Source organism: Zunongwangia pacifica (assembly GCF_023499215.1).
Lineage (GTDB): Bacteria > Bacteroidota > Bacteroidia > Flavobacteriales > Flavobacteriaceae > Zunongwangia > Zunongwangia pacifica.
On the sequence record NZ_JAKHSK010000006.1, the window covers coordinates 123,158 to 144,027 of the forward strand.

General features: G+C 34.6%; 15 protein-coding genes. 5 read left to right on the forward strand and 10 right to left on the reverse strand.

Annotated elements, in window-relative coordinates; translation table 11 throughout:
* Positions 1-18: 18 nt before the first annotated feature.
* Complete coding sequence (locus L1967_RS06000) at positions 19-1,029, reverse strand: L,D-transpeptidase (RefSeq protein WP_249600822.1); 1,011 nt, start codon at positions 1,027-1,029, stop codon at positions 19-21.
* Positions 1,030-1,047: 18 nt separating this feature from the next.
* Complete coding sequence (locus L1967_RS22450; RefSeq protein WP_420856402.1) at positions 1,048-1,107, reverse strand: OapA N-terminal domain-containing protein; 60 nt, start codon at positions 1,105-1,107, stop codon at positions 1,048-1,050.
* A gap of 394 nt (positions 1,108-1,501) precedes the next feature.
* Here L1967_RS22450 and L1967_RS06005 point away from each other — a divergent pair, with 394 nt between their 5' ends.
* A complete protein-coding gene (locus tag L1967_RS06005) occupies positions 1,502-2,440 on the forward strand; it encodes an oxidoreductase (protein WP_249600823.1) in 939 nt (312 codons plus the stop codon).
* Positions 2,441-2,475: 35 nt separating this feature from the next.
* On the opposite strand, the gene L1967_RS06010 is transcribed toward L1967_RS06005, so the two are convergent.
* Complete coding sequence (locus tag L1967_RS06010) at positions 2,476-4,434, reverse strand: glycoside hydrolase family 97 protein (protein ID WP_249600824.1); 1,959 nt, start codon at positions 4,432-4,434, stop codon at positions 2,476-2,478.
* A gap of 119 nt (positions 4,435-4,553) precedes the next feature.
* Complete coding sequence (serA, locus tag L1967_RS06015; protein WP_249600825.1) at positions 4,554-6,446, reverse strand: phosphoglycerate dehydrogenase; 1,893 nt, start codon at positions 6,444-6,446, stop codon at positions 4,554-4,556.
* A 329-nt stretch (positions 6,447-6,775) separates the two neighbouring features.
* Here serA and L1967_RS06020 point away from each other — a divergent pair, with 329 nt between their 5' ends.
* The 3 genes from L1967_RS06020 (at position 6,776) to L1967_RS06030 (ending at position 12,429) form a co-directional block, all read left to right on the forward strand.
* Positions 6,776-7,999: an exonuclease SbcCD subunit D C-terminal domain-containing protein gene (locus L1967_RS06020; protein ID WP_249600826.1), complete on the forward strand. Its 1,224-nt coding sequence runs from the start codon at positions 6,776-6,778 to the stop codon at positions 7,997-7,999.
* Between the two features lie 2 nt (positions 8,000-8,001).
* Positions 8,002-11,025 carry an SbcC/MukB-like Walker B domain-containing protein gene (locus L1967_RS06025; RefSeq protein WP_249600827.1) on the forward strand — a complete coding sequence of 1,008 codons (3,024 nt, stop codon included), beginning with the start codon at positions 8,002-8,004 and terminating at the stop codon, positions 11,023-11,025.
* Positions 11,026-11,148: 123 nt separating this feature from the next.
* Entirely contained in the window at positions 11,149-12,429 is a 1,281-nt protein-coding gene (locus tag L1967_RS06030) for a carboxypeptidase-like regulatory domain-containing protein (protein WP_249600828.1), read from the forward strand.
* 158 nt (positions 12,430-12,587) lie between these two features.
* Here the strand turns inward: L1967_RS06030 and trhA are convergent, their stop codons facing one another.
* The 4 genes from trhA to L1967_RS06050 all read right to left on the reverse strand — a co-directional run bounded on the left by trhA (position 12,588) and on the right by L1967_RS06050 (position 17,684).
* Positions 12,588-13,241, reverse strand: a complete 654-nt coding sequence (gene trhA, locus L1967_RS06035) for a PAQR family membrane homeostasis protein TrhA (RefSeq protein ID WP_249600829.1) — start codon at positions 13,239-13,241, stop codon at positions 12,588-12,590.
* A 170-nt stretch (positions 13,242-13,411) separates the two neighbouring features.
* Entirely contained in the window at positions 13,412-14,680 is a 1,269-nt protein-coding gene (locus L1967_RS06040) for a glycosyltransferase (RefSeq protein WP_249600830.1), read from the reverse strand.
* 1 nt (position 14,681) lies between these two features.
* Entirely contained in the window at positions 14,682-16,529 is a 1,848-nt protein-coding gene (locus L1967_RS06045; RefSeq protein WP_249600831.1) for an ABC transporter ATP-binding protein, read from the reverse strand.
* Between the two features lie 30 nt (positions 16,530-16,559).
* Positions 16,560-17,684 carry a glycosyltransferase family 4 protein gene (locus tag L1967_RS06050; RefSeq protein WP_249600832.1) on the reverse strand — a complete coding sequence of 375 codons (1,125 nt, stop codon included), beginning with the start codon at positions 17,682-17,684 and terminating at the stop codon, positions 16,560-16,562.
* Between the two features lie 253 nt (positions 17,685-17,937).
* Here L1967_RS06050 and L1967_RS06055 point away from each other — a divergent pair, with 253 nt between their 5' ends.
* Entirely contained in the window at positions 17,938-18,156 is a 219-nt protein-coding gene (locus L1967_RS06055) for a hypothetical protein (RefSeq protein ID WP_249600833.1), read from the forward strand.
* Here the strand turns inward: L1967_RS06055 and L1967_RS06060 are convergent.
* On the reverse strand, positions 18,149-18,799 hold the full coding sequence (locus L1967_RS06060; RefSeq protein ID WP_249600834.1) for a response regulator: 651 nt from the start codon (positions 18,797-18,799) through the stop codon (positions 18,149-18,151). The genes L1967_RS06055 and L1967_RS06060 overlap by 8 nt on opposite strands.
* A gap of 42 nt (positions 18,800-18,841) precedes the next feature.
* Positions 18,842-20,635: a tetratricopeptide repeat-containing sensor histidine kinase gene (locus L1967_RS06065; RefSeq protein ID WP_249600835.1), complete on the reverse strand. Its 1,794-nt coding sequence runs from the start codon at positions 20,633-20,635 to the stop codon at positions 18,842-18,844.
* Between the last annotated feature and the right edge of the window lie 235 nt (positions 20,636-20,870).

Here is a 20,870-nt window from a genome sequence, read left to right on the forward strand (position 1 = left end):
TCAACAACTATTTACATTTTATGTAAGTGGAACATTAGCATTAGGTTCTTCTTCAATAATAAAATTCTTAGGATCGTTTTTGTAGGTTTTAATATGATCTCTCAATATCTCTAATTCATCTTCCGTAAAATCATTGCTTTCTAAACTATCGGCCAATTGCAACCAGGGCTTCTTTTTATTATAATCATATTCGCCATAAACAATAAATGGTGTTCCGTTTGCCTGTATTCTACTTCCGTTTAATGTCCACATCGTCGCCCAATCATAGATAAAATGGGCATCATCCATATACAATCTCACACAGGCATGACTCGCCGGATAACCTGGCAACGCATATTGATGGGTGCCTACGCCCTCAAAGTTCATAAAATTAAAATAGTAAGGAAGTATCCAGTCTTTATTTACAGAACTGACCTTTCGTTTAGCTTTATAATTTCCGTAATGCAGGCCATTTGGTGTAGGCGTCGATCTTTTACCACTACTTACAGGTCCCCATTTAATAAGTTTACCGGCTTCATATAAGCCAAAAGCCTGAATGCGTTGTGATATTAAAACAACTTTGGGAATTGTATCGACCATGCCCAATTGTTTAGGGAACGGACTATAATCCATAAGATTAGTGCTTATAGAATCTGGAACCACCAACTCTTTGCCTGTCCAGACTTTGCGCTGATCTATACGGTTTAAAGCGTAGATTACTTTACGCTGCTCTTCGCTATAATTTGAATTAAAACTATCTAAGTCGATTTTACTTTTTAAAGAATCAATATGATATACAACCTTAAGTCTTTCGAGTGGTGGATCTACTTTAATAGTATCTAAAACAGTAACCGGGATTTCTACCGGCTTTGCAGCATCCTCATTTTTATTACAGGAGCTTAGGCAGCAAATCATAAAAACGGAACTGCCAAGACCAAAAATCCCTAGATATTTTCTAAAAAATGGTAACGTTTTAAATACTGGTTTCTTAGCACTCAAAAATGAGATCATGCTTAAAATCGAAATACTTTTATAGATTTTCTTCATCATATTAAATTAATCCTATGGTTAAGGGATCAATGTGGCAATCGACAAAATTAGCAGATAACGTCTATGGAATTTACTAATAGCTAGTTAATTATTTGTTGAATTCTTATTAAGATGAAATGCTGAATAATGACATAAAGAATAACCTTTAAAACTTGATATCTTATTTAATGTAACGATAATGCTAATTTAAAGCTATTGAAAGCGAAATATATTTAATTTGAAAGCGGAAAAATTTCTGAATTCGGAATTATATCCTATTTAACAAAATAAGTCAATTTTGCGTTTTACATTTATGCCAAAATGAAAATTAAATTGCCTCTAAAAATTTTAAGTTTTTGCCTTTGCTAACTATAGATTGAAATGAAAATTTGACCAGAATTACAATCTAATAACGACCATTCCCTACAATAGAAAAGCATGATTTAAAAATGCATCACCCAAAATCAAAATCAAACCTCAAACAATTTCCCCTATGAACTTTTGGTCTTTAAATAAAGCTAAAAAAAAAGAAGGTAAAATCGCCATTGTAACCGGAGCCAACGCTGGTATTGGTTATGAAACTACCAAAGGACTTGCAAGTGTAGGAATTGAAGTGATTATGGCTTGCCGAGATCTACAAAAAGCTGAAAACGCCAAACAAAAGATTTTAAAATCGCTTCCTGAAGCAAAATTAAAGCTGATGGAAATCGATCTTGCCAGTCTCACCTCTGTACACGCTTTTGCTGAAAATTTTAAAGCACAATATGATAAACTGGATATTCTTGTGAATAATGCCGGTGTTATGATGACGCCTTTACAAAAAACCGAAGATGGTTTAGAATTGCAAATGGCAACTAATTATTTTGGACATTTTTTACTTACCGGATTATTAATTCCTGTTTTAGAAAAATCCTTTAGATCACGGGTCGTTAGCTTAAGCAGTCTTGCCCATAGATGGGGAGACATTCATTTTGATAATCTAAATGCCGAGAAATCTTACGATAAGCGTCAATTTTATGCGCAAAGTAAACTGGCTTGTCTAATTTTTGCTTATCATCTGGATAAAAAGCTGGTAAAAAAAGGTTTCGATATGCATTCGTATGCCACTCATCCGGGGATTTCAAATACTAACCTGATGAGAAATCTACCAAAATGGTTAAGGTTCTTATCTCCTTTGCTAATGCCTATATTTTCGCAATCTGCTGAAAAAGGTGCGCTTCCTATTTTACGTGCATGCCTGGATGATACCTTAAATGGTGGAGAATATATTGGTCCTTCGGGAACCAAACAATATAAAGGACATCCTGTAATTGTAGATTCAGATTATAATTCTAAGGATAAATACAAAGCCAAAAAACTTTGGAAAGTCTCCGAAGAATTAGTCAATTTTAATTACTTTAAAAATACTGATACAAAAGCTCAGGCCTCATAGCCCGAGCTTTTATTTTTCTTTATCCCGTAATCTGGTTACTCTATTTTTGCGGCCCAACCACCATTCTTAACTATAGTAATTTCTAAAATGTCTCCTTTTTTTACGGTTTTTGTTCTTTTTACATAATCCATAGCCTGTCGCTTTGCATTAATTCCATCTTCAAAAGAAGTAAGCTGCAACACCTCCCCTTCTTTTAAAAAATCTAGTTGAATCTCAAACGTGCGCTCTTCCTCTTTACTATTAGCAATTCCGCCTAAAAACCACCTTTCACCTTTACGTTTGGCGACGATAGCATATTCACCCAATTTGGCTTCTAAAGCAATCGTTTCGTCCCAGGTAACGGGAACATCGGTAATAAACTGCGTACACTCTTCATTTTTAAAATAGTTAGTAGGATTATCGGCCAGCATTTGCAAACCACTCTCAAAAATTACGAAAAGTGCCATTTGGTAAGCTCTGGTACCTACCCCAGCAGAATTTGGTCTTCTGCTGTAATAATATTCGGGTTGCATACTTATCATTGCCCCAGGTGTATAATCCATTGCCCCTACGGCATTTCTCATAAATGGTAAAAACAAACTATTATCGGGTATGGCTCGTCCCATTTGTTCCATTCCTAAAACGCCTTCATAGGATAGTATATTGGGATATTTATATTCTAAACCGGCAGGTTTAAAAGAGCCATGAAAATCTACAAAAAGCTCATATTTGGCAGCTTCTTTAGCTACGCGTTCGTAAAAATTAACCATCCACTGGTCGCTGCGATCCATAAAATCGATCTTTACCCCGGCAATTCCCCATTCTGCAAATTTCTCGAATAAATCAAAATGATGCTCTACGGTAAGCCAGGTTAACCATAATACGATTTTCACATTGCGCTCTTTGCCATATTCAATTAATTTAAAGAGATCGATATCGGGATTTGGAGTATAAGGATCTGTGGTGCTTGCCGCCCAACCTTCGTCCATAATGATATAAGGAATATCAAACGCTGAAGCAAAATCGATAAAATATTTGTAAGTCTCTTCATTAAAACCAGCAACAAAATCTACATTGTAAGGAGATGCACCATTCCACCATTCCCAACTTACCTGTCCAGGCTTAATCCATTTCACATTTTTTAAAACATTGGTTGTTGCCAGATTAAGGCTCATGGTATTTTCTAAAATCTCTGTATCCTTATCGGTTATGACAAAATAGCGCCAGGGGAGTGATCTATTTCCTTCAATTTTAGCTATATAATCTGCTCTTTTTAAAATCTTCATGCTTCGGTCTCCCTCATCTTCAAAATCAATAGGATTTTTAGGAAATACCGACTTTAACCCCTCACCCGTTCCTTTTATAAACATGGCGGGATAATTTGAAAGGTCTGATTCTGAAATTAAGATTTTATGGTTATTAGCCGCTTCAATTAGAACAGGTAAAACCGACATATTTTCTTCTGAAGTAAAACCTGAACTTTTTAAGTGCGTATAAGGATATTCGTAAGAAGTCTTAAAGGATGGTGTTTGCTGCAGGTGTATCGTATATTCTGAAGGGAAACTAATATTAAAATTTTCATGAATAACTTCTACACTGTCTTTTTTATGTAGTTTAAATCTATAAGAAAAACCCTCGTTATATGCTTTAAATTCTATAGAATAGCTCCCCTTAAAATCTATTTGAGTAGCTTTAAAATCTTTGTTTATTCTTGAATATTTTAAAGGTACTACGGGCGTTCGCTCCTCTGTTCCATTGGAATTTTTAAGCTTTTTAATTTTTGGTTTTATTCCTAGAACTTCATTATTTAACTGAAGACTTAATGTACTCCTGTCCAGTAGCAATTTTTCTTTAGCATATACCCAATAGTAAATACTATCTGAGACTTCTATGTTTATTTTTAAATCTTTATCAGGGGAAGTTAAATGATATTTTTGTTGGGCACTACTTTGATACACAAAGCATAGGCAGCATATAAGCCAGATAAAACCGGCATCCATTTTAGATAAGTACATTTTTTCGATATTAGGTTAATGTTTAGCTAAATCGATTAAATATACTTTAAAATTTAATAAAAATAAAAAGCAGCATCAAATTGATACTGCTTTTTGCTCACATATAATAAAAAGAAAGTCTAGTAAAGAACTCTAAAACGTATTGTTCCTTCTATCCCTTTTAATTCTTTGATCACATCGTTATCATATTTTTTATTAATATCGGTGATCACATAACCAATGGTTTCGTTGGTTTTAAGATGTTGCCCAACCACATTGATGTCGTTTGCTGCCAAAACCCTGTTGATATGCGCAATAATACCGGGTTTATTATGGTGAATATGAATTAACCGGTGTGCATTTTCTAATCTTGGCAACTGTAAATTAGGGAAGTTCACACTATTTGTGGTTCCTCCTGTATTTATATATTCTATAATTTTACCCGGAACAAAATTCCCGATATTTTCCTGTGCTTCTTCTGTGCTTCCACCAATATGCGGCGTAAGGATTACGTTTGGCAAACCTTTTAATTTTGAAACAAATTCTTCCTGATTTGTTTTTGGCTCTTTAGGGAATACATCTACACCAGCTCCTTTTATTCTTCCAGAAGAAATATGTTTGTGTAATGCTTCAATATCGATAACAGATCCACGGCTAAGGTTCAATAAATAAGAACCTTCTTTCATTAAAGACAGTTCGCGATCTCCTATGATATTCTTGTTTTCCTTTCTACCGTCTACGTGAAAGGTTACAATATCTACTGTTTGTAATAATTCATCTAAAGAACTGCATTTTGTAGCATTTCCTAAAGCCAAACGCTCTACCAGATCATAATAATACACATCAAATCCTATACTTTCTGCCATTACAGAGAGTTGTGCTCCTATATTACCATAACCTACTATTCCCAGTTTCTTTCCACGAACTTCAAAACTTCCGGTAGCCGATTTATTCCAGATCCCTTGATGCATTTCAGCAATACGATCTGGCAAATTACGCATTAAGAAAATAATTTCTCCAATAGCCAATTCTACTACAGATCGAGTATTACTATAGGGTGCATTAAATACCGCCACTCCTTTATCTAGGCAAGCTTCGAGATCGATTTGGTTGGTACCAATACAAAATGCCCCTACCGCCATTAAACGGTTGGCATTCTCTAATACTTTTTTTGTTAATTGTGTTTTAGAACGAATCCCTAAAACATGAACATCCTTAATTTGTTCACTCAATTCTTCTTCGTCCAAAGCACCGGCTACAGTTTGTACATTATAGCCTTCTTCTTTCATAATTTTCACCGCATCTGCATGCACATTTTCAAGAAGTAAAACTTTAATTCGGTTTTTTGGATAAGAAATCGCTTTATTCATTTTATGTAGATATAAAAATTCATCGAAACTAGGAGTGATATGATCGGCTTTTTCAGTCACCTTATCACGCTCCACGTTTTCGGTAAAGGCGTAAAATTTATTGGCCAGGCCGGCTGCCTTGATTTCATAATCGGTATAGCCGTCCCCTATCACATAAACATCGCCTTGTAGATCTAGTGATTGTAATTGTTTTACCTTACCATTATTGCTACTAAGCACATTTTCGGTATTAAAACCTACAATTTTACGGTTTTCGTCAAACACAAAATCGTTCGCAAAAACATGTTCTGCTTTAATACCTAATTCTGCTACAATAGGAATAATAAATTCTTTAAAACCATTCGACATGATATAAATATTGTCGCGGTTTTCCCTAAAGAATTCTTCGTTACGTCTAAAGGATTTAGAAATACGAGTTTTAAGATTTTCTATAAGGGGTTCAAGATGTTTTTCTTCGGCCTCCAAAATATCCAGACGTTCCCTAAGCGAATCTCTAAAAGCAAGTTTACCTTCCATACCACGGTCGGTAAGCGATTTAAGTTCTGCTAACTTTGCGTCTTTATCTTTTGCATCTGCCAGGGAAATCTCTCCCAAAACATCTAAAGCTTCTACCTGCGTAAAAGTACTGTCGAAATCAATTACGTAATTCCTCTTGGTTTCCATTAGTTAGTATCGTTACTCTTTTAAAATTGAGTTCACCAAAACTACTATTTTTACCAGAGTTATCATGCCTTAATTCATTAAAAAAGCTGCTTAAATTACAAGGAATCAAAGCTTTTTAGAAAGTCTCTATTTTTTATTCTATCAGTAGATTTTTAGTAGATAAAAAGCAAGTTTTCCCCGCTTTTGTTCAAAATCCGATAATTTTAACCATAAAATTATTTTCATTGAATTTGAGCTAAAACGACTTAGTGAAATTTAAAAAGGATTTTTATTTGAATACCTTTGCCATTGTTCGCCTAATTTTCTTCTTTAAAAACAAAAATTTCAGCATGAAAATTCTTCATACCGCCGACTGGCATATTGGTAAAAAACTGCATAAACACGATCTTTTTGCCGATTTTGACTTGTTTATAGACTGGCTTTGTAAAATTATTCAGGAAGAAAAAATTGAACTGTTATTGATCTCCGGAGATGTTTTCGATCTGGCCAATCCATCGTCTGATGCTCGCAAACAATATTATCAAGCGCTTATAAAATTACAAAAACTAAATTGTAAGATTATTGCTACCGGTGGTAATCACGATTCGCCGGCTATGCTGGATGCCCCTAAAGAAATTTTACGTGAACTCGATATCACCATCATTGGGGGATTGCCCGAAAAATTGGAAGAAACCATCATTCCTATTTTTAATGCTGAACAAAAAGCCGAACTGGTAATTGCAGCTATCCCGTTTTTAAGGGGTGCCGATTTGCGTAGCGCTAACGAAGGAATTACGTATGAAGACCGAATTGAAGCGATTAGAAACGGCATTCAGCATACGTTTAAAAAGGCTGCCGAAATTTGCCAACATCAGTTTCCTGAGGTTCCAGCTATTGCCATGGGACATTTATTTGCTGCCGGGATTGAAACTTCAGAGAGCGAAAGGGATATCCAGATTGGGAATCAGGCGGCGTTTAACGCCTCTCAGTTTGGTGATTTTTTCAAATACGTAGCTTTAGGGCATATTCATAAACCACAACGCGTTTCCGCAGAAATTCCGGTTTTTTATAGCGGTTCCCCTATTCCGCTTTCGTTTAGCGAACGTAAAGACGATAAAAGAATCCTTATTTTGGATACCGCAACTTCCTGGGAACCCAAAAGCGTGACCGTTCCGCATTTTAGAAAACTCCTAAAAATTAGTGGCGATCTTAACGACATCGAATTTAAATTAAAAACAGTGGAAGATCACGATCATCTGGATTATTTGATTGAAGTCGATTTAATCGAAGAACAATACGACGCTCAAAAGATCTATGCACTCGATACGTTGGTAAACGGATTTAAAAAACCGGGATACGAAATTGTAAAGCAGCGCGCGCAGTTTAAAAATAAGCTGAAGGGAACAGCCGAATTATATACGGAATCCCAGCAACTGGAAGACTTAAAACCAACCGATGTCTTTAGTGAATTAGTAACAGCGCATGATTATGATGAGGCCACCAAAAATGAAATATGGAGCGCGTTCAACGAAATTTTAGAAGAAATTCACCAATCTGAAAATCCTGCCGAATAAGCATGAAAATATTAAAAATTGAATTTGAAAATATCAATTCGCTTCGCGGGCCGCAGCAAATCGACTTTACCGACAAACCGTTTTCTGCCAGTTCGCTTTTTGCCATTACCGGACCCACCGGAAGTGGAAAAAGTACGATTTTAGATGTGATTTGCCTGGCACTTTTTAATCATGTGCCACGCTTGGGAAAAATCACCAAAAACGAAATTATCGCAAAAGGCGCGATCCTTACCCGCAATCAAAAAGAAGCTTTTGCCAGGGTAACCTATGATTGTAAATCGGGCGTTTTTGCTTCAAAATGGTCTATTTCTACCAATCGAAATGATAATCTTCGGGATTATGAAATGGAAATTGCCGATTTAGCCTCCGATAAATTGATCGATCTAAAAAAGTCTGATGTTCCGGCGAAAAATGAAGCGCTCATCGGTTTAAATTATAACCAGTTTATCAAAGCGGTTTTACTGGCTCAGGGTGAATTTGCGCAGTTTTTAAAAGTAAATAAAGCCGAACGTGGCGAGTTATTAGAAAAAATTACCGGCACGGGGATTTACCGTGAACTCGGCAAAAAAGCTTACGAAAAAAATAAAGAAGCTGGTAAGGAAATCTTGCAGCAACAACAGGAAATCGAAATTATTCAAAAATCATTGCTGAATGACGAAGACCATGCTGAAATTTCCAAAGACTACGCTTCACAGCAAGCTGCCTGCGAACCACTGGAAAAAGAGATTCAGCGGTTATCGAAATTCGTTGAATTAAAGGAAGAAATTAAAAATCAGCAAACTAATATTGCGAAGATTACTACTGAAAAGACACAGGCTGAGGAATACCTGAATCAGTTTAATAAAAATAACGGCAAGTCACTTACCGAACACGAAAATCTTCAGGAACATGCCGGTGATCTACGAAATTGGAAACAAGGCAAAGAAAACGAAGCAGAAATCTCTAAAGAAATTACTGAAATAGAAGCCAAGATTGGTGAAAATAAGCAGGCATTTTCAGGATTATTATCTGAAGTTTCCCAATTGGTAAAAACTGAAGTTTCAGCAATCGATTTTGAAGGAAAGCTGAATGAATTTACGGGTAAAATTCAGCAATTGGAAGAAGAACGTAAGGAAAAAGGCCGTGAATACAGCAAGTTGATGGATGAGCTTAAGCTGAAAACAGCCGATTTATCGATTAATTTTAGTAAAAAACCAGATGAGAATATTCAGCAACTACAGGCGATTAGTAATTCGGCTGCAAATCGTATCAAAAATTATGAAGCTGAATTATCGAATTTTGATCTTAGCGATGCAGAAGCTTTAAAGCTTCAGATTAAAGAACAAACTGAAAAAACACGAGCGGCACAAAAAGCGAATTTCAAAATCGACGAAAGCGACAGGGAATTAAAAAAAATCGCTTCAGAAAAAACAACTATTAAAAAGCAAAGTGAAGCGCTTCCGCAGCAAATCAAAGACTTAGAGACTAAAGTTCAATTTCAGCAAAAAGACCTCGAAAACTTAAAGTTACAGCAAAAAAATAAGTTACTAGAGGCGAGATTAGAAGATTTACGTCATAATTTAATTGACAATGAGCCCTGCCCGCTTTGCGGCGCCAAACATCATCCTTTTGCAGATCATGCCCCGGAAAAAGATAATCTTTTAGAAGAAAAAATTACACAACTTCAAAAAGAATTACAGTTAAATTCATCGCAATTAGCTAAAATTCAGGCGAATTTTGAAAATTTTCAGCAGCGATTAAAAACACTGGAGATTGAGGAGCAGCAATGGAAAGCAACTTCTGAAGAAAAAAGAACAGCGTTTAAAACCAAATTTAAAGATTTTGATCTTGCCACAGAGGAGGTTTGGGAAAGTAGCATTGCCAGGTTAAGTGAGCAATTAGAGCTGATTGAAAAATGGGAAAAAGAGCAAAAACAATGGCTAATTGCTAAAAATGCGATTCCGTTACTGGAACAAACCAAAGAAATTATAAAACAGGGTCGAGATATTGCAGGGAAACTTAAAGCTTTATACGATGGTGACGATATTGTGGAAAAAAATCGCTTATATCATCGCAGTTTTACAACTTTAACGCAGGAGAAAAAGTCGTTGCAGGAACAGCAGGAAAATTTGAAAAGCAGGTTTCAAAAATTAACTTCAGAATTATTGATTTTGGAACAGCAGCTTATTGTGGTTTTAACAGAAAAAGGCTACGAAAATTTGCAGCAGGCACTTAAAAATTTGTTACCAGAAAAAGAGTATTCGCAACTCAGGGAACAACGCGAAAAACTTCAGGAAAAATTATCGCAATTAAGCACTTCGTACAACTTACTGCTACAACAATTAGAAGAAAAACAAAAGCTGGATATCGAAGAAACCTCAGCTGAATTACAGGAGCAACTTACCGAAAAACGACTGAAGTTAAATGAAATTAATGAGGCTTGTAAAGCACTTTACCGGCAGTTGGAAAACCAAAAAGAGAACCTGCAAAAACTTGATGAAATTAAACAGGGAATTGCTGAAAAAGAGCAAAAAATAAAACGCTGGCGACTGCTTAACGAGTTAATTGGGGATGCTACCGGCAGGAAATTCAACGAATTTGCACAGGATCTTACCTTAACCCAACTTATTGCTTTAGCTAATAAACGACTGGCCGATCTTAGTGATCGTTACGTGATCGATAAACCGCTGGATGAAGAAGATGATGGTTTGGTAGCGATTGATGAGCACATGGGCGGGCAACGACGGTCTGTAAAAACACTTTCTGGCGGGGAGACTTTTATTTTAAGTTTATCGATGGCTTTGGCCTTATCTGATCTGGCTTCTAAAAATGTAGAAATTAACAGCCTGTTTATTGATGAAGGTTTTGGAACGCTGGATCCCGAAACCTTAGATCAGACATTAGACACTTTAGAAAAATTACAGGCAGAATCATCGAAAACCATCGGAATTATTAGTCATGTGGATTCTTTAAAAGAGCGAATTGCAACGCAGGTGGTACTTACCAGAAATGGGCAGGGTTATAGTACAATAAATATAAAAGGATAGCACTAATAATTTTGCAAACGCAATAGGTTTTAATTATTAATTTAACACTTAAATAGTTATTAATTAAGGATTTATTAATATATTTAGTTAAGTCAATGAATTTTAAATTAAAACCTTACAGCAATGGAAGCAAGAATAATTACTCTACTACGTTTTTGTTTTTCTGTTTGGTTACTGACTTTCCTAATGGCGAGTCCGGTTACGGCGAAAAGCCTTCCTACAGAAAATAGTAAAGATCCTTACCAGTCTTTTAAAGGACGGGTTATAAATTCGGTTACCGAAAATCCAATCCAATCGGCACACATCAATGTAAAAGGAACGACAATTTCGACCATATCGAATGTTGATGGTGAATTTTCGTTGAAGTTACCGGCAGATATGAAAGATGCGTTGATAAGCATCTCTGCACTGGGTTACCAAACTAAAGAACTTCAGCTGGATTATTTTAAACGAGATAACGTAATCATTGCCATGCAGGAAAGCGTGCAGGAATTAGCCGAAGTGAATGTGTATACTAAAGGTGATGCCACAGATCTGGTTCGCAGAATGATGTATAATCGGGATGAAAATTATGTGAATGATGAAGCTCTCATGACTGCCTTTTATCGCGAAACTATCAAAAAAGGAAATCGCAACATTTCGTTATCTGAGGCGGTGACCGAACTTCATAAACAACCTTATCTTTCTAATAAAGACGATGATATTGCAATTTTAAAAGCCAGAAAAAGTACCGATTATAAGCGGCTTGATACACTTGCACTAAAATTACGAGGCGGGCCTTTTAACACCCTTTATATCGATGTGATGAAATATCCACAATTTCTATTTGATATGGATAAATTGGATTTATACAGCTTTCAATATGCCGAACCTACCAAAATTGGAGAGCGAACACTCTATGTGGTCGATTTTGAACAAAGACAACATGAGAGGCCCTGGTATTATGGTAAGCTATTTATCGATAGTAAAAGTTACACACTGGTAAAAGCTATTTATAGTTTAAATACCGAAAACCGCCAGGTGGCCAGTAGAATGTTTACCAGCAAAAAACCCAATGGTGTAAAAGTGTATCCAGATAATGTGCAATATCAGGTAGATTATCGCGAAAACAATGGTAAATGGTTTTATGGCTACGGAAAGGCAGACCTTGAGTTTGTGGTAAACTGGAAGCATAAAATCTTTAATTCCCGCTACAAAGTACATAGTGAAATGGCAATTACCGAATGGGAGGTAGCCAATCTTATTGCACCCCATACTGAAGAATTTATTAAACCTGCCATCGTAATGGTAGATGATATTAAAGGTTTTGCTGATGTAGATTTTTGGGGAAGCAATAATATCATTGAACCGGATAAAAGTATCCAAAACGCCATTGAAAAAATTCAGAAAAAGATAGGGGATTAAAATATAGCTCTTTAGGAAAAGTACCTAAAAGACTAACGAGGGTTTAAGTTGTTTGGGTTGAACACCGGGATAGGGCTTTTGTTCTTTTAAAGTTCTATACCGGTTTTTTTACTAATTAATAATATACCTTAAGTTTCTTATTCTTGGTTTACCATCAATTAATTAGGGATCACATGATAATAAATTGCCAGAAAATGGCAAAAAGTACCAAATAAAACAAAAACATGAAATATAGCATGATTATATTTTAGCTTATCGATACTAAAAATAATCGCACCTATGGTGTATGAAATTCCGCCAGCAAAAAGCCACATTAGACCATCCTGAGACAGGTTATTAATTAATGGTTTTACGGCAAAAACAATAATCCACCCCATGGCTACGTACATAATAGTACTTAAGGTTTCAAACCTGCCGGTAAAAAACAGTTTTAAAATGACACCAGCAATCGCTAATGCCCAAACAACACCAAATATTATCCAGCCTACGCTACCTCTTAATGTAACCAAAGAAAATGGTGTATAGGTGCCCGCAATAAGTACATAAATTGAGGCATGATCCAGGATATTTAATCGATAACGTAACTTTCTTTCCCTTACACTATGATAAAGTGTAGAGGCTGTATATAGCAGAATCATACTAATACCAAAAATCCAATAGCTTACTTTTAGCGCTAAAAGGCTTAACTGTCCTGCTTTAATAATTAGTAATATTAGACCAATTATACTTAGCAATAAGCCAATCGCATGCGAGATCACATTAAGACGTTCTTCAGATTTTGTATAATATTTTATCCTATCGCAGTCTCTCATTGTATTTTATACTGGTAGCAAATATAACACCAATGTAATAATGAAAAACAAGCTTAGCGTTAATAAATTAAAACGAAAAGATATTACAACACCATTAGAAATTTTATCGTAGCGATCTATAAAATGCTGCTTAATACTGAAATTAAAGGATGAAAAATTATAGTTCTTCTTTAAGAATATGATTTATGCCAATTACTTTTAATACTTCTTGTCTTATTTTTCAGAAAAAAAATAAATTTGATCACTAAATTACTTTTCATTCTTTTAATGTCTCTTCTAAAATGCGCATTCTCTGCTTTTAAATATTGTAATTGGCTTAATAAATACGCATTTCCATTAGAAGACAAGTTGTCGTTTTCAGCATAAATATCCTTTAACCTATTCTTCATAATTTGGCCAACGTTTTTAAAAGAAAGTTCTTTTAATATGTAAGCTTTGGCCTTTACTGCTTTAATTTCCCTCGCAGTCGTATTAAGATAAACTTCCCTTAATTTTGCTATAGCATCTTCCAAAACTGGATGAGCCCAAATAGTATTGGCAGAAAAATTACTATCTTTATTACGAATTAAGCCCAGTTTATAATCTACTAAAAAGCTATTCTCAATATTCATAAATTGGGTGTTTCCCGAATAGTTAGTTGCTATGGTTGGCTTTCCTAAAAACATTGCTTCTGCCAGAGTTAATCCAAAACCTTCAGAATGGTGCATGGACACATAGCAATCACAATCTTTAATCAAGCTATTTATGCAATCTTTTTTAAGATCACCATCAAAGATCTTAATGTTCTTATGCTCGGCCGCTTTTGCCAAGAGCTGATTATTTTCTTTCTTAAAATTCTTGCCTCCACTAGTTTTTATAATAAGCTCGACCTCTTCATTATTAGAAAATGCATTTGTAAATGCATCTATCAGAAAAATTGGATTTTTTCTCTCCATAGAACTATGGAAACTAAAAATGAACAGGAAACTAAATTTATTAGGATCGAAAAAACTATGGTTATTAGGTATACATTTTAAATCGAATCCTACCGGATGCGGAACTATAGTAATTGGATTGGTATACACTTTTCTAAAAATACCGGCACAAAACGAGGAAGCTGTCCAAATCTCGTTAAATAAACTGAGGCTTTCTGTATGCTCTGGCGGTAAATATTCAGATTCCCACATCAAAAACAAAATGGTATATCTAAATTTAAATAAACCTGGATCTATAACCCTAAAAAAGCAATCTAAATCCCTTAGTGAAATTTGAACAAGACTTACCGAATATTTAAAATCTACCTTTCGGCTAGGGTCGTTTTTTAATTTTTCAAAATCAATTAAATTTAGCGGTATATTCTGGCTTTTGGCAGCCTGTATATTTAGGCGTACCGCTTCTCCTAAGCCAAAGCTACCTGCTATGTATCCCAGCACATTTAGCCCTTCTTTGTATGGTTTCATGCTAATTTATCAAAATAGGTTCAGTACTTAGTGACTGTAATGAGACTAAATTTTTATATGTTCCGTTTTTAGCTAAAAGCTGGTGATGAGTGCCTTTCTCTATGATTTCACCGTTTTTCATTACTACAATAAGATCTGCATTTTTAATAGTAGAGAGACGGTGAGCGATCACTAAAGATGTACGATTTTCCATCATATTATCTAAGGCATCCTGTACCAATTTTTCAGACTCGGTATCTAATGCCGAGGTTGCTTCATCTAAAATCATAATGGGTGGATTCTTCATTACTGCCCGGGCAATTGCAATTCGTTGTCGCTGCCCTCCAGACAGTTGATATCCTCCATCACCTGCGCAATACTGATATTGATTAGGAAATTCGCTAATAAAATTATGGGCATTCGCTATTTTCGCCGATTCTATGATTTCTTTTTCATCGGGATTATCTATTCCTAAGGAAATATTATTCGCAATAGTATCATTAAAAAGAATGGAATCCTGAGCTACAATTCCCATTTGATCACGTAATGATTTTGCGGTCACTTCTTTAATATCCACGCCATCAAAAGTTATACTACCTTCGCTTACATCATAAAAACGCGTAAGTAAACTAGCCAGGGTAGACTTACCGCTACCCGACTCTCCTACAAGTGCGATTACTTTCCCTTTTGGTATTGTTAAATTAAAGTTCTTAAGAACGTAGTCTTCTTTATATTTAAACGATACATCATTAAATTTAATCTCGTTATTAAACTGCTTAATGATCTTGGCGTCTGGTTTTTCCTGTAATGGATCTTCTGCATCTAAAATTAGTGCCACCCTTTCGTAAGCGGCGTTACCACCCTGCAAGGCATGATTGGCCTTAGTTATGGCTTTTGCAGGAGTAAGAATTTGATAAGCAAGCCCCATATAAGCGATAAACGCACCACCACTTAAAGACTGATCTACCAGCACTAACGAGCCCCCATAAATAAGCAAAATTGAAATTGCAAAAATCCCTAAAAATTCACTCGCCGGGGCTGCAAGACTCATTGTTTTACCTATGGAATTATTAAGGTTATTAATGTTTTCAGTAAAATTTAGAAATTTTCTGGAAAAAAAACCTTCTGAATTGAAGTTCTTAATGATCTTGATGCCTCCTAAAGTTTCTTCGATATTAGAGAGTAATTCGCCTTCCATGGCAAAAATATTACCCGATTGGCTTTTAATACCTTTAGTGATTTTTGAAATTAAAAATCCTGAAAGTGGTATAAAAAAGAATACAAAGATGGTAAGTTTCCAGCTAATGGCGATCATCCCAATTAATGTAAAGAGAATAGTTAAAGGCTCCCTTATCATCATTAAAACGCTCATAAAAGAAACTTTAATCGTGTTGATATCCGAAGTCATTCTGGCGATCAGGTCTCCTTTTCGTTCATTCGCAAAAAAGCCTACGTTTAAACCTATAACTTTGTTATAAACATCCTGTCTTAAATCTTTTAAAATTCCGTTATTTAAATAGGTCATATATAAAATAGACAGATAATTGAATAGGTTTTTCAATAAAAATGTGCTTAAAACAAAGCCTACTACCACAATTAGTGTAACAAGCGGACCTTTAGATAGTTGAGTGGTGGTAATAAAATAATTTAAATAATCTTCAAAATAGTGCAGATCAAAATCCTTTATTCCATGATATACGGGTTTCTCAGTTATTTTTTTTCCATCTTCAAATAACACCTTTATCATGGGTAATAAAGAAAGCATCGATAATGAAGAAAAAAGCGCATAAAAAATATTGAAAACGATGCTTAATATTTGATAATTTCTATATGGGATGAGGTATTTGAGAAATCTTTTAAAATTTTTCATGGTTTCCTTAATAAAATACGATGAGATTTTTTAAATAGATGATCCTTCCAAAATACTGCTATATACTTTTATATATTCTTTAGCAGCTTTTTCCCAAGAGAAACTTTTTGCGTGTTCTATGTAAGCCGATATATATTGTTTTTGATTATCATCATACCTGGACATACCATCTTCAAATACATTGGCCATATATCTAGGATCAAAATTCTCCCAATAAAAAGAATGATTGCCTCCTATTTCGGGGAGTGAAGATAAATTAGATAAAAACACAGGTTTTCCAAAAGCCATTGCTTCGATTACCGGTAGTCCAAAACCTTCTCTTAGTGATGGGAATGCAAAGGCCATACAGTTTTTGTAGTAGAAAATCTTATCTTCTTCATTAATCCTTCCTACTAAAAAAACCCTTTCTTCAAGCTTTTCTTCTTTTATTTTTAGTTTCAATTTATCGGCATATTCACTTTTAAGCCCTCCTGCTATAATTAAATTTATCCCTTTAAGATATTTAATCATATCCACGAGCGTATGCATATTTTTCTTTTGATCTACCTGCCCGATAGTAAAAATAAAAGGTCGCATGGATTCCTTTTGGTTGTAACCAGTCTCGGTTATAACCAAATTGTTATTCGTGATCGGATTTCCGTTATAGATAATATATTCCGGAATATTAGGTACATCAAAATGTCTATGTGTTTGCTGCTTGGTGTACTCTGAAATATAGACCAAAGCAGAACTTCGGTTCAGTTTTTCTTTGAATAATTTTATTTTACTATCCAAACTCTTCCCCTTTTTCTCTTCCATAAAATTTATATCGTGCACTGTTAAGAGGTAAGGAATTTGATTAGAAAAAGGTTCTATTTTAGTATTTTGATTCACTGAATGCCATAAATCAAACTTTCTTTTAATCCTAAAAAAGGGATATCTACTTAACGGGGAATAATTATTATAACTAAGCTTGGAGCCAATTTCACGTTTAGCATCAGTATTGCTACAGTTTAAAATTACTTCATGATCATTTAAAAACTCACTTTCATCATTAAGCGCTTTTGCTAGGTGTAAATTGAATTGCCCAAAACCGGTATTAAGATTCTTGAGATTATGGGTTTCCAAAAAAACCTTTTTCATACGGCAGGACTTACTTCCCGTTAATTTCGTCATAGTATAATTTGATTAAGATCTGAAAATATTTTTTTGATCTACTTAGTTTATAGATCAAAAAAAATGATTTAGTTGCGTCGCAAAGATGAATAAAATTGAATACAATCTATAGTCCGCTTTCGGTCAATTTGTTATGCTTCAAAAAAAATTATTTTTTTTAAAAAGCTTAATCTTGAATTAATCCTTAGGCCTTTCTTTTAAAACTGAAATAACATCTAGTTGCATTCAGCAATTAATTTTGTGAAAAAAACAAATGACGCTACCAGAACAAATCAAAACTTTACTGGAGACCTTAAGTTTCCCGGTAAGCTACGACCAAAAGGGACAAAGTATAAAAGATGCAAACGGACTTTTTGTTTGTGATGTAAGAGGTTGGGGAAAAATACAGTTTATGGACAAGGCCCAAGAAAGACACGATGCGATAGGTTTTGTAATTGCCGATTTATTGAACAGCCTGCAAGGCACTAAATGATATTGTAATTACGCGCTTTTTCTACGGCTTCTAGTTTACTATGCACCTGTAATTTTTTATAGATATTTTCTATATGCTTTCTAACCGTTGAAGGGGAGATAAAAAGGTTTTCGGCAATTTTGGTATAACTTAAACCCACGGCCAATTGCTCTAAAATTTCAATTTCCCTATTGCTTAAACCTATTTGCTCTTTTGCAGAACATAGATTGCCAAGGTCTGGATGCCTTAATAATTTTAATGTCTTTTTAGCGATTTTAGGACTCATGGCGGCGCCTCCTTCCATGGTCTCCAAGATTCCCTGATACAAAACTTCGGCCGGGGTATCTTTTAGCAGATAACCATCTGCTCCGGCTTTTATAGCGTTAAAAATATGCTCTTCATTATCAAATACGGTAAGCATCACCACTTTGATCTGTGGATAGCGTTTTTTTAAAATTTCAGTGGTTTCAATTCCGTTTATTCCAGGCATTTCAATATCCATAAGGATGATATCTATCGTCAATTTACATTCCAGATGCTCTAATACTTCAGCACCCGAAGTACATGAAAATTTATGTACCAGATCTTCAAAAAAAGAGATTTTCTCTTCTAAAGCTTTCAGAAGAAAATGGTTATCATCAACAATACCTATCCTTATCATCATTTTAAAAATTAAATGCTATCATATTCATCAAAATAAGAGCTTTTAGATATGTTTATCATACGATTTCTTAAAATTTAGGATTACCACAGTTCCCTTTTCTGAAGAGGAGATTTTTAAAACACTACCTATGGCTAAAGCACGATTTTTCATATTCCCCAGACCATTTCCAGAACTTTTCATAGTGGTATCAAAACCTATCCCGTTATCATGAACATGAAATAAAAAAGCCTCTTTATTTTCTATAATTTCAATTAATATCTGGGTTGCATTGCTATATTTAGTAGCATTGTTTACTGCTTCCTGAATTATCCTAAAAATATGTACTGCTTCTAATGCAGAAAATTGATATTCAATATTATTCTTGTTTAATTCAAACTGATATTCGATAGCGTCATTAAGATTTCTGGCGTGGGACACATACTCCAAAATTCTTGATTGTAATTCTTCCATCACTATTTTTTCCTTATTCATCGCCCAAATCGTATCCCTTAATTCAGCAATCGTACGCGAAGTAAATACCGCAATATCTTCTATTTTCTTTATGATAAAAGGATTTTCTGCCTTTATCCTGAATTTTAAATTGTCTAAACTAGATATGATAAAGCTTAGTTGCGAACCAATATTATCGTGAAGATCCCTGCTAATCCTAATTCTTTGTTCCTCTAGTTTATTCTGAGTTTCAATACGCGCCAATGCGACTTCAAGTTCTTTTTCTTTTTGCAACTGCCGCTTTTCTGTTTTGTGCCTGCTTATCGCAAAGGCGGCGGCTAAAAGAATTAAAGCACTTAAGCCCAAAATACCTATTATAATAAAGTTCTTATTTTTAACCTCTAGCTCTTTAGAAATAATTTCAGTTTGCTGTCTTAAAATTTCATTTTCTTTTTTTTCAGTCTCAAATTCAACATTTAAAGCCGCTATTTTCTCCTGAATTTCAAGATTGTTTATACTATCCTGATAGGTATTATGAAGTTCTAAATAATGTAACGCTGAATCTGTTTTTTGCTGAAATTTAAAAGCATCAGAAAGTTGTTTGTATGTATACTGAACCAAAAATCGATAATTCTCTTCTTTTGCTAATGGAAGCGCCTTTTTAAAATTAGTAATTGCTACCGGATATTTTTTCTCTGCCAGATAAACCTCTCCTATTTGCGTGTAATTTTCAGCAATCCCTTTTGTATCTCGAAGGTCTTTTCTTATGGCAATAGCACGCTCAAAAAAATAACGGGCACTATCATACAACTTTAATTGTCCATAAACGCCACCAAGATTACTGTAACTATACGGCAAACCTTGGGTATAATTTATATGTTGAACAACATGAAGCCCTTTTTTATAAAAAAATTTAGCGCTATCTAACTGACTCTTAAATTCTTTTATAACACCGTAGTTGTTATAAATACGACTTAAAACCGTATCAAAATTTTTCTCCTTAGCCAGTTTTAAGCCTTTTTGCATGTAAAATTGAGCTTTTTCGAGATCTCTTCTTTTCATGCCATAACCTAACTCTCCATAAGCATTTGCAACCTTTTTAAGATCACCAATATCCTCGTAAACATTTATGGCATCTAACAAATATTTTGTAGAGCGATCGTAATTTGCTTTATAGGTATAAACCAGAGAAAGTTGCGCATAAGAATCGGCAATTCCTTTTAAATACTTTATACTTTCTGCGTCTTTTAAATTTTGTTCATAAATGCTCAATAAAGCATCTGTAGACAGATTGGAGTTCTGTATTAATTGGGCATTTAAAGAATCTATTTTTAGTTTTTCAGCTTTTTGAGCAACAAGTTGGGGAATGCAGCAACTGAAAACAATTATTGCTAATAATTGTTTCATTGGATACATAAAAATACTTAGTTAGTAGGCCTAATATACATTTTTCTGGTTTACAAGAGCTTGGGAAAGATTATATTTTAAAAAATTATAGACTAAAAGATGTTTTTCTCGCTGCTCAACTTGCTTTTTTTGTAGGTTTATTTTTCCCTTAAGTTGATTTAAACGAGTAAGATATGACCGGTTATGGTTCCTTCGTAAGAAAAAAAGAATCCCAAATTCAACCAAAATCAATAAT

Bases quoted from the DNA above. Each gene is read 5' to 3' on its own strand.
- trhA (WP_249600829.1), bottom strand. From the start codon at position 13,241: ATGAGAGACTGCGATAGGATAAAATATTATACAAAATCTGAAGAACGT.
- L1967_RS06055 (WP_249600833.1), top strand. From the start codon at position 17,938: ATGACGCTACCAGAACAAATCAAAACTTTACTGGAGACCTTAAGTTTC.
- L1967_RS06005 (WP_249600823.1), top strand. From the start codon at position 1,502: ATGAACTTTTGGTCTTTAAATAAAGCTAAAAAAAAAGAAGGTAAAATC.
- L1967_RS06045 (WP_249600831.1), bottom strand. From the start codon at position 16,529: ATGAAAAATTTTAAAAGATTTCTCAAATACCTCATCCCATATAGAAAT.
- L1967_RS06000 (WP_249600822.1), bottom strand. From the start codon at position 1,029: ATGATGAAGAAAATCTATAAAAGTATTTCGATTTTAAGCATGATCTCA.
- L1967_RS06030 (WP_249600828.1), top strand. From the start codon at position 11,149: ATGGAAGCAAGAATAATTACTCTACTACGTTTTTGTTTTTCTGTTTGG.
- L1967_RS06050 (WP_249600832.1), bottom strand. From the start codon at position 17,684: ATGACGAAATTAACGGGAAGTAAGTCCTGCCGTATGAAAAAGGTTTTT.
- L1967_RS06065 (WP_249600835.1), bottom strand. From the start codon at position 20,635: ATGAAACAATTATTAGCAATAATTGTTTTCAGTTGCTGCATTCCCCAA.
- L1967_RS06060 (WP_249600834.1), bottom strand. From the start codon at position 18,799: ATGATGATAAGGATAGGTATTGTTGATGATAACCATTTTCTTCTGAAA.
- L1967_RS06020 (WP_249600826.1), top strand. From the start codon at position 6,776: ATGAAAATTCTTCATACCGCCGACTGGCATATTGGTAAAAAACTGCAT.
- L1967_RS06025 (WP_249600827.1), top strand. From the start codon at position 8,002: ATGAAAATATTAAAAATTGAATTTGAAAATATCAATTCGCTTCGCGGG.
- serA (WP_249600825.1), bottom strand. From the start codon at position 6,446: ATGGAAACCAAGAGGAATTACGTAATTGATTTCGACAGTACTTTTACG.
- L1967_RS06010 (WP_249600824.1), bottom strand. From the start codon at position 4,434: ATGTACTTATCTAAAATGGATGCCGGTTTTATCTGGCTTATATGCTGC.
- L1967_RS06040 (WP_249600830.1), bottom strand. From the start codon at position 14,680: ATGAAACCATACAAAGAAGGGCTAAATGTGCTGGGATACATAGCAGGT.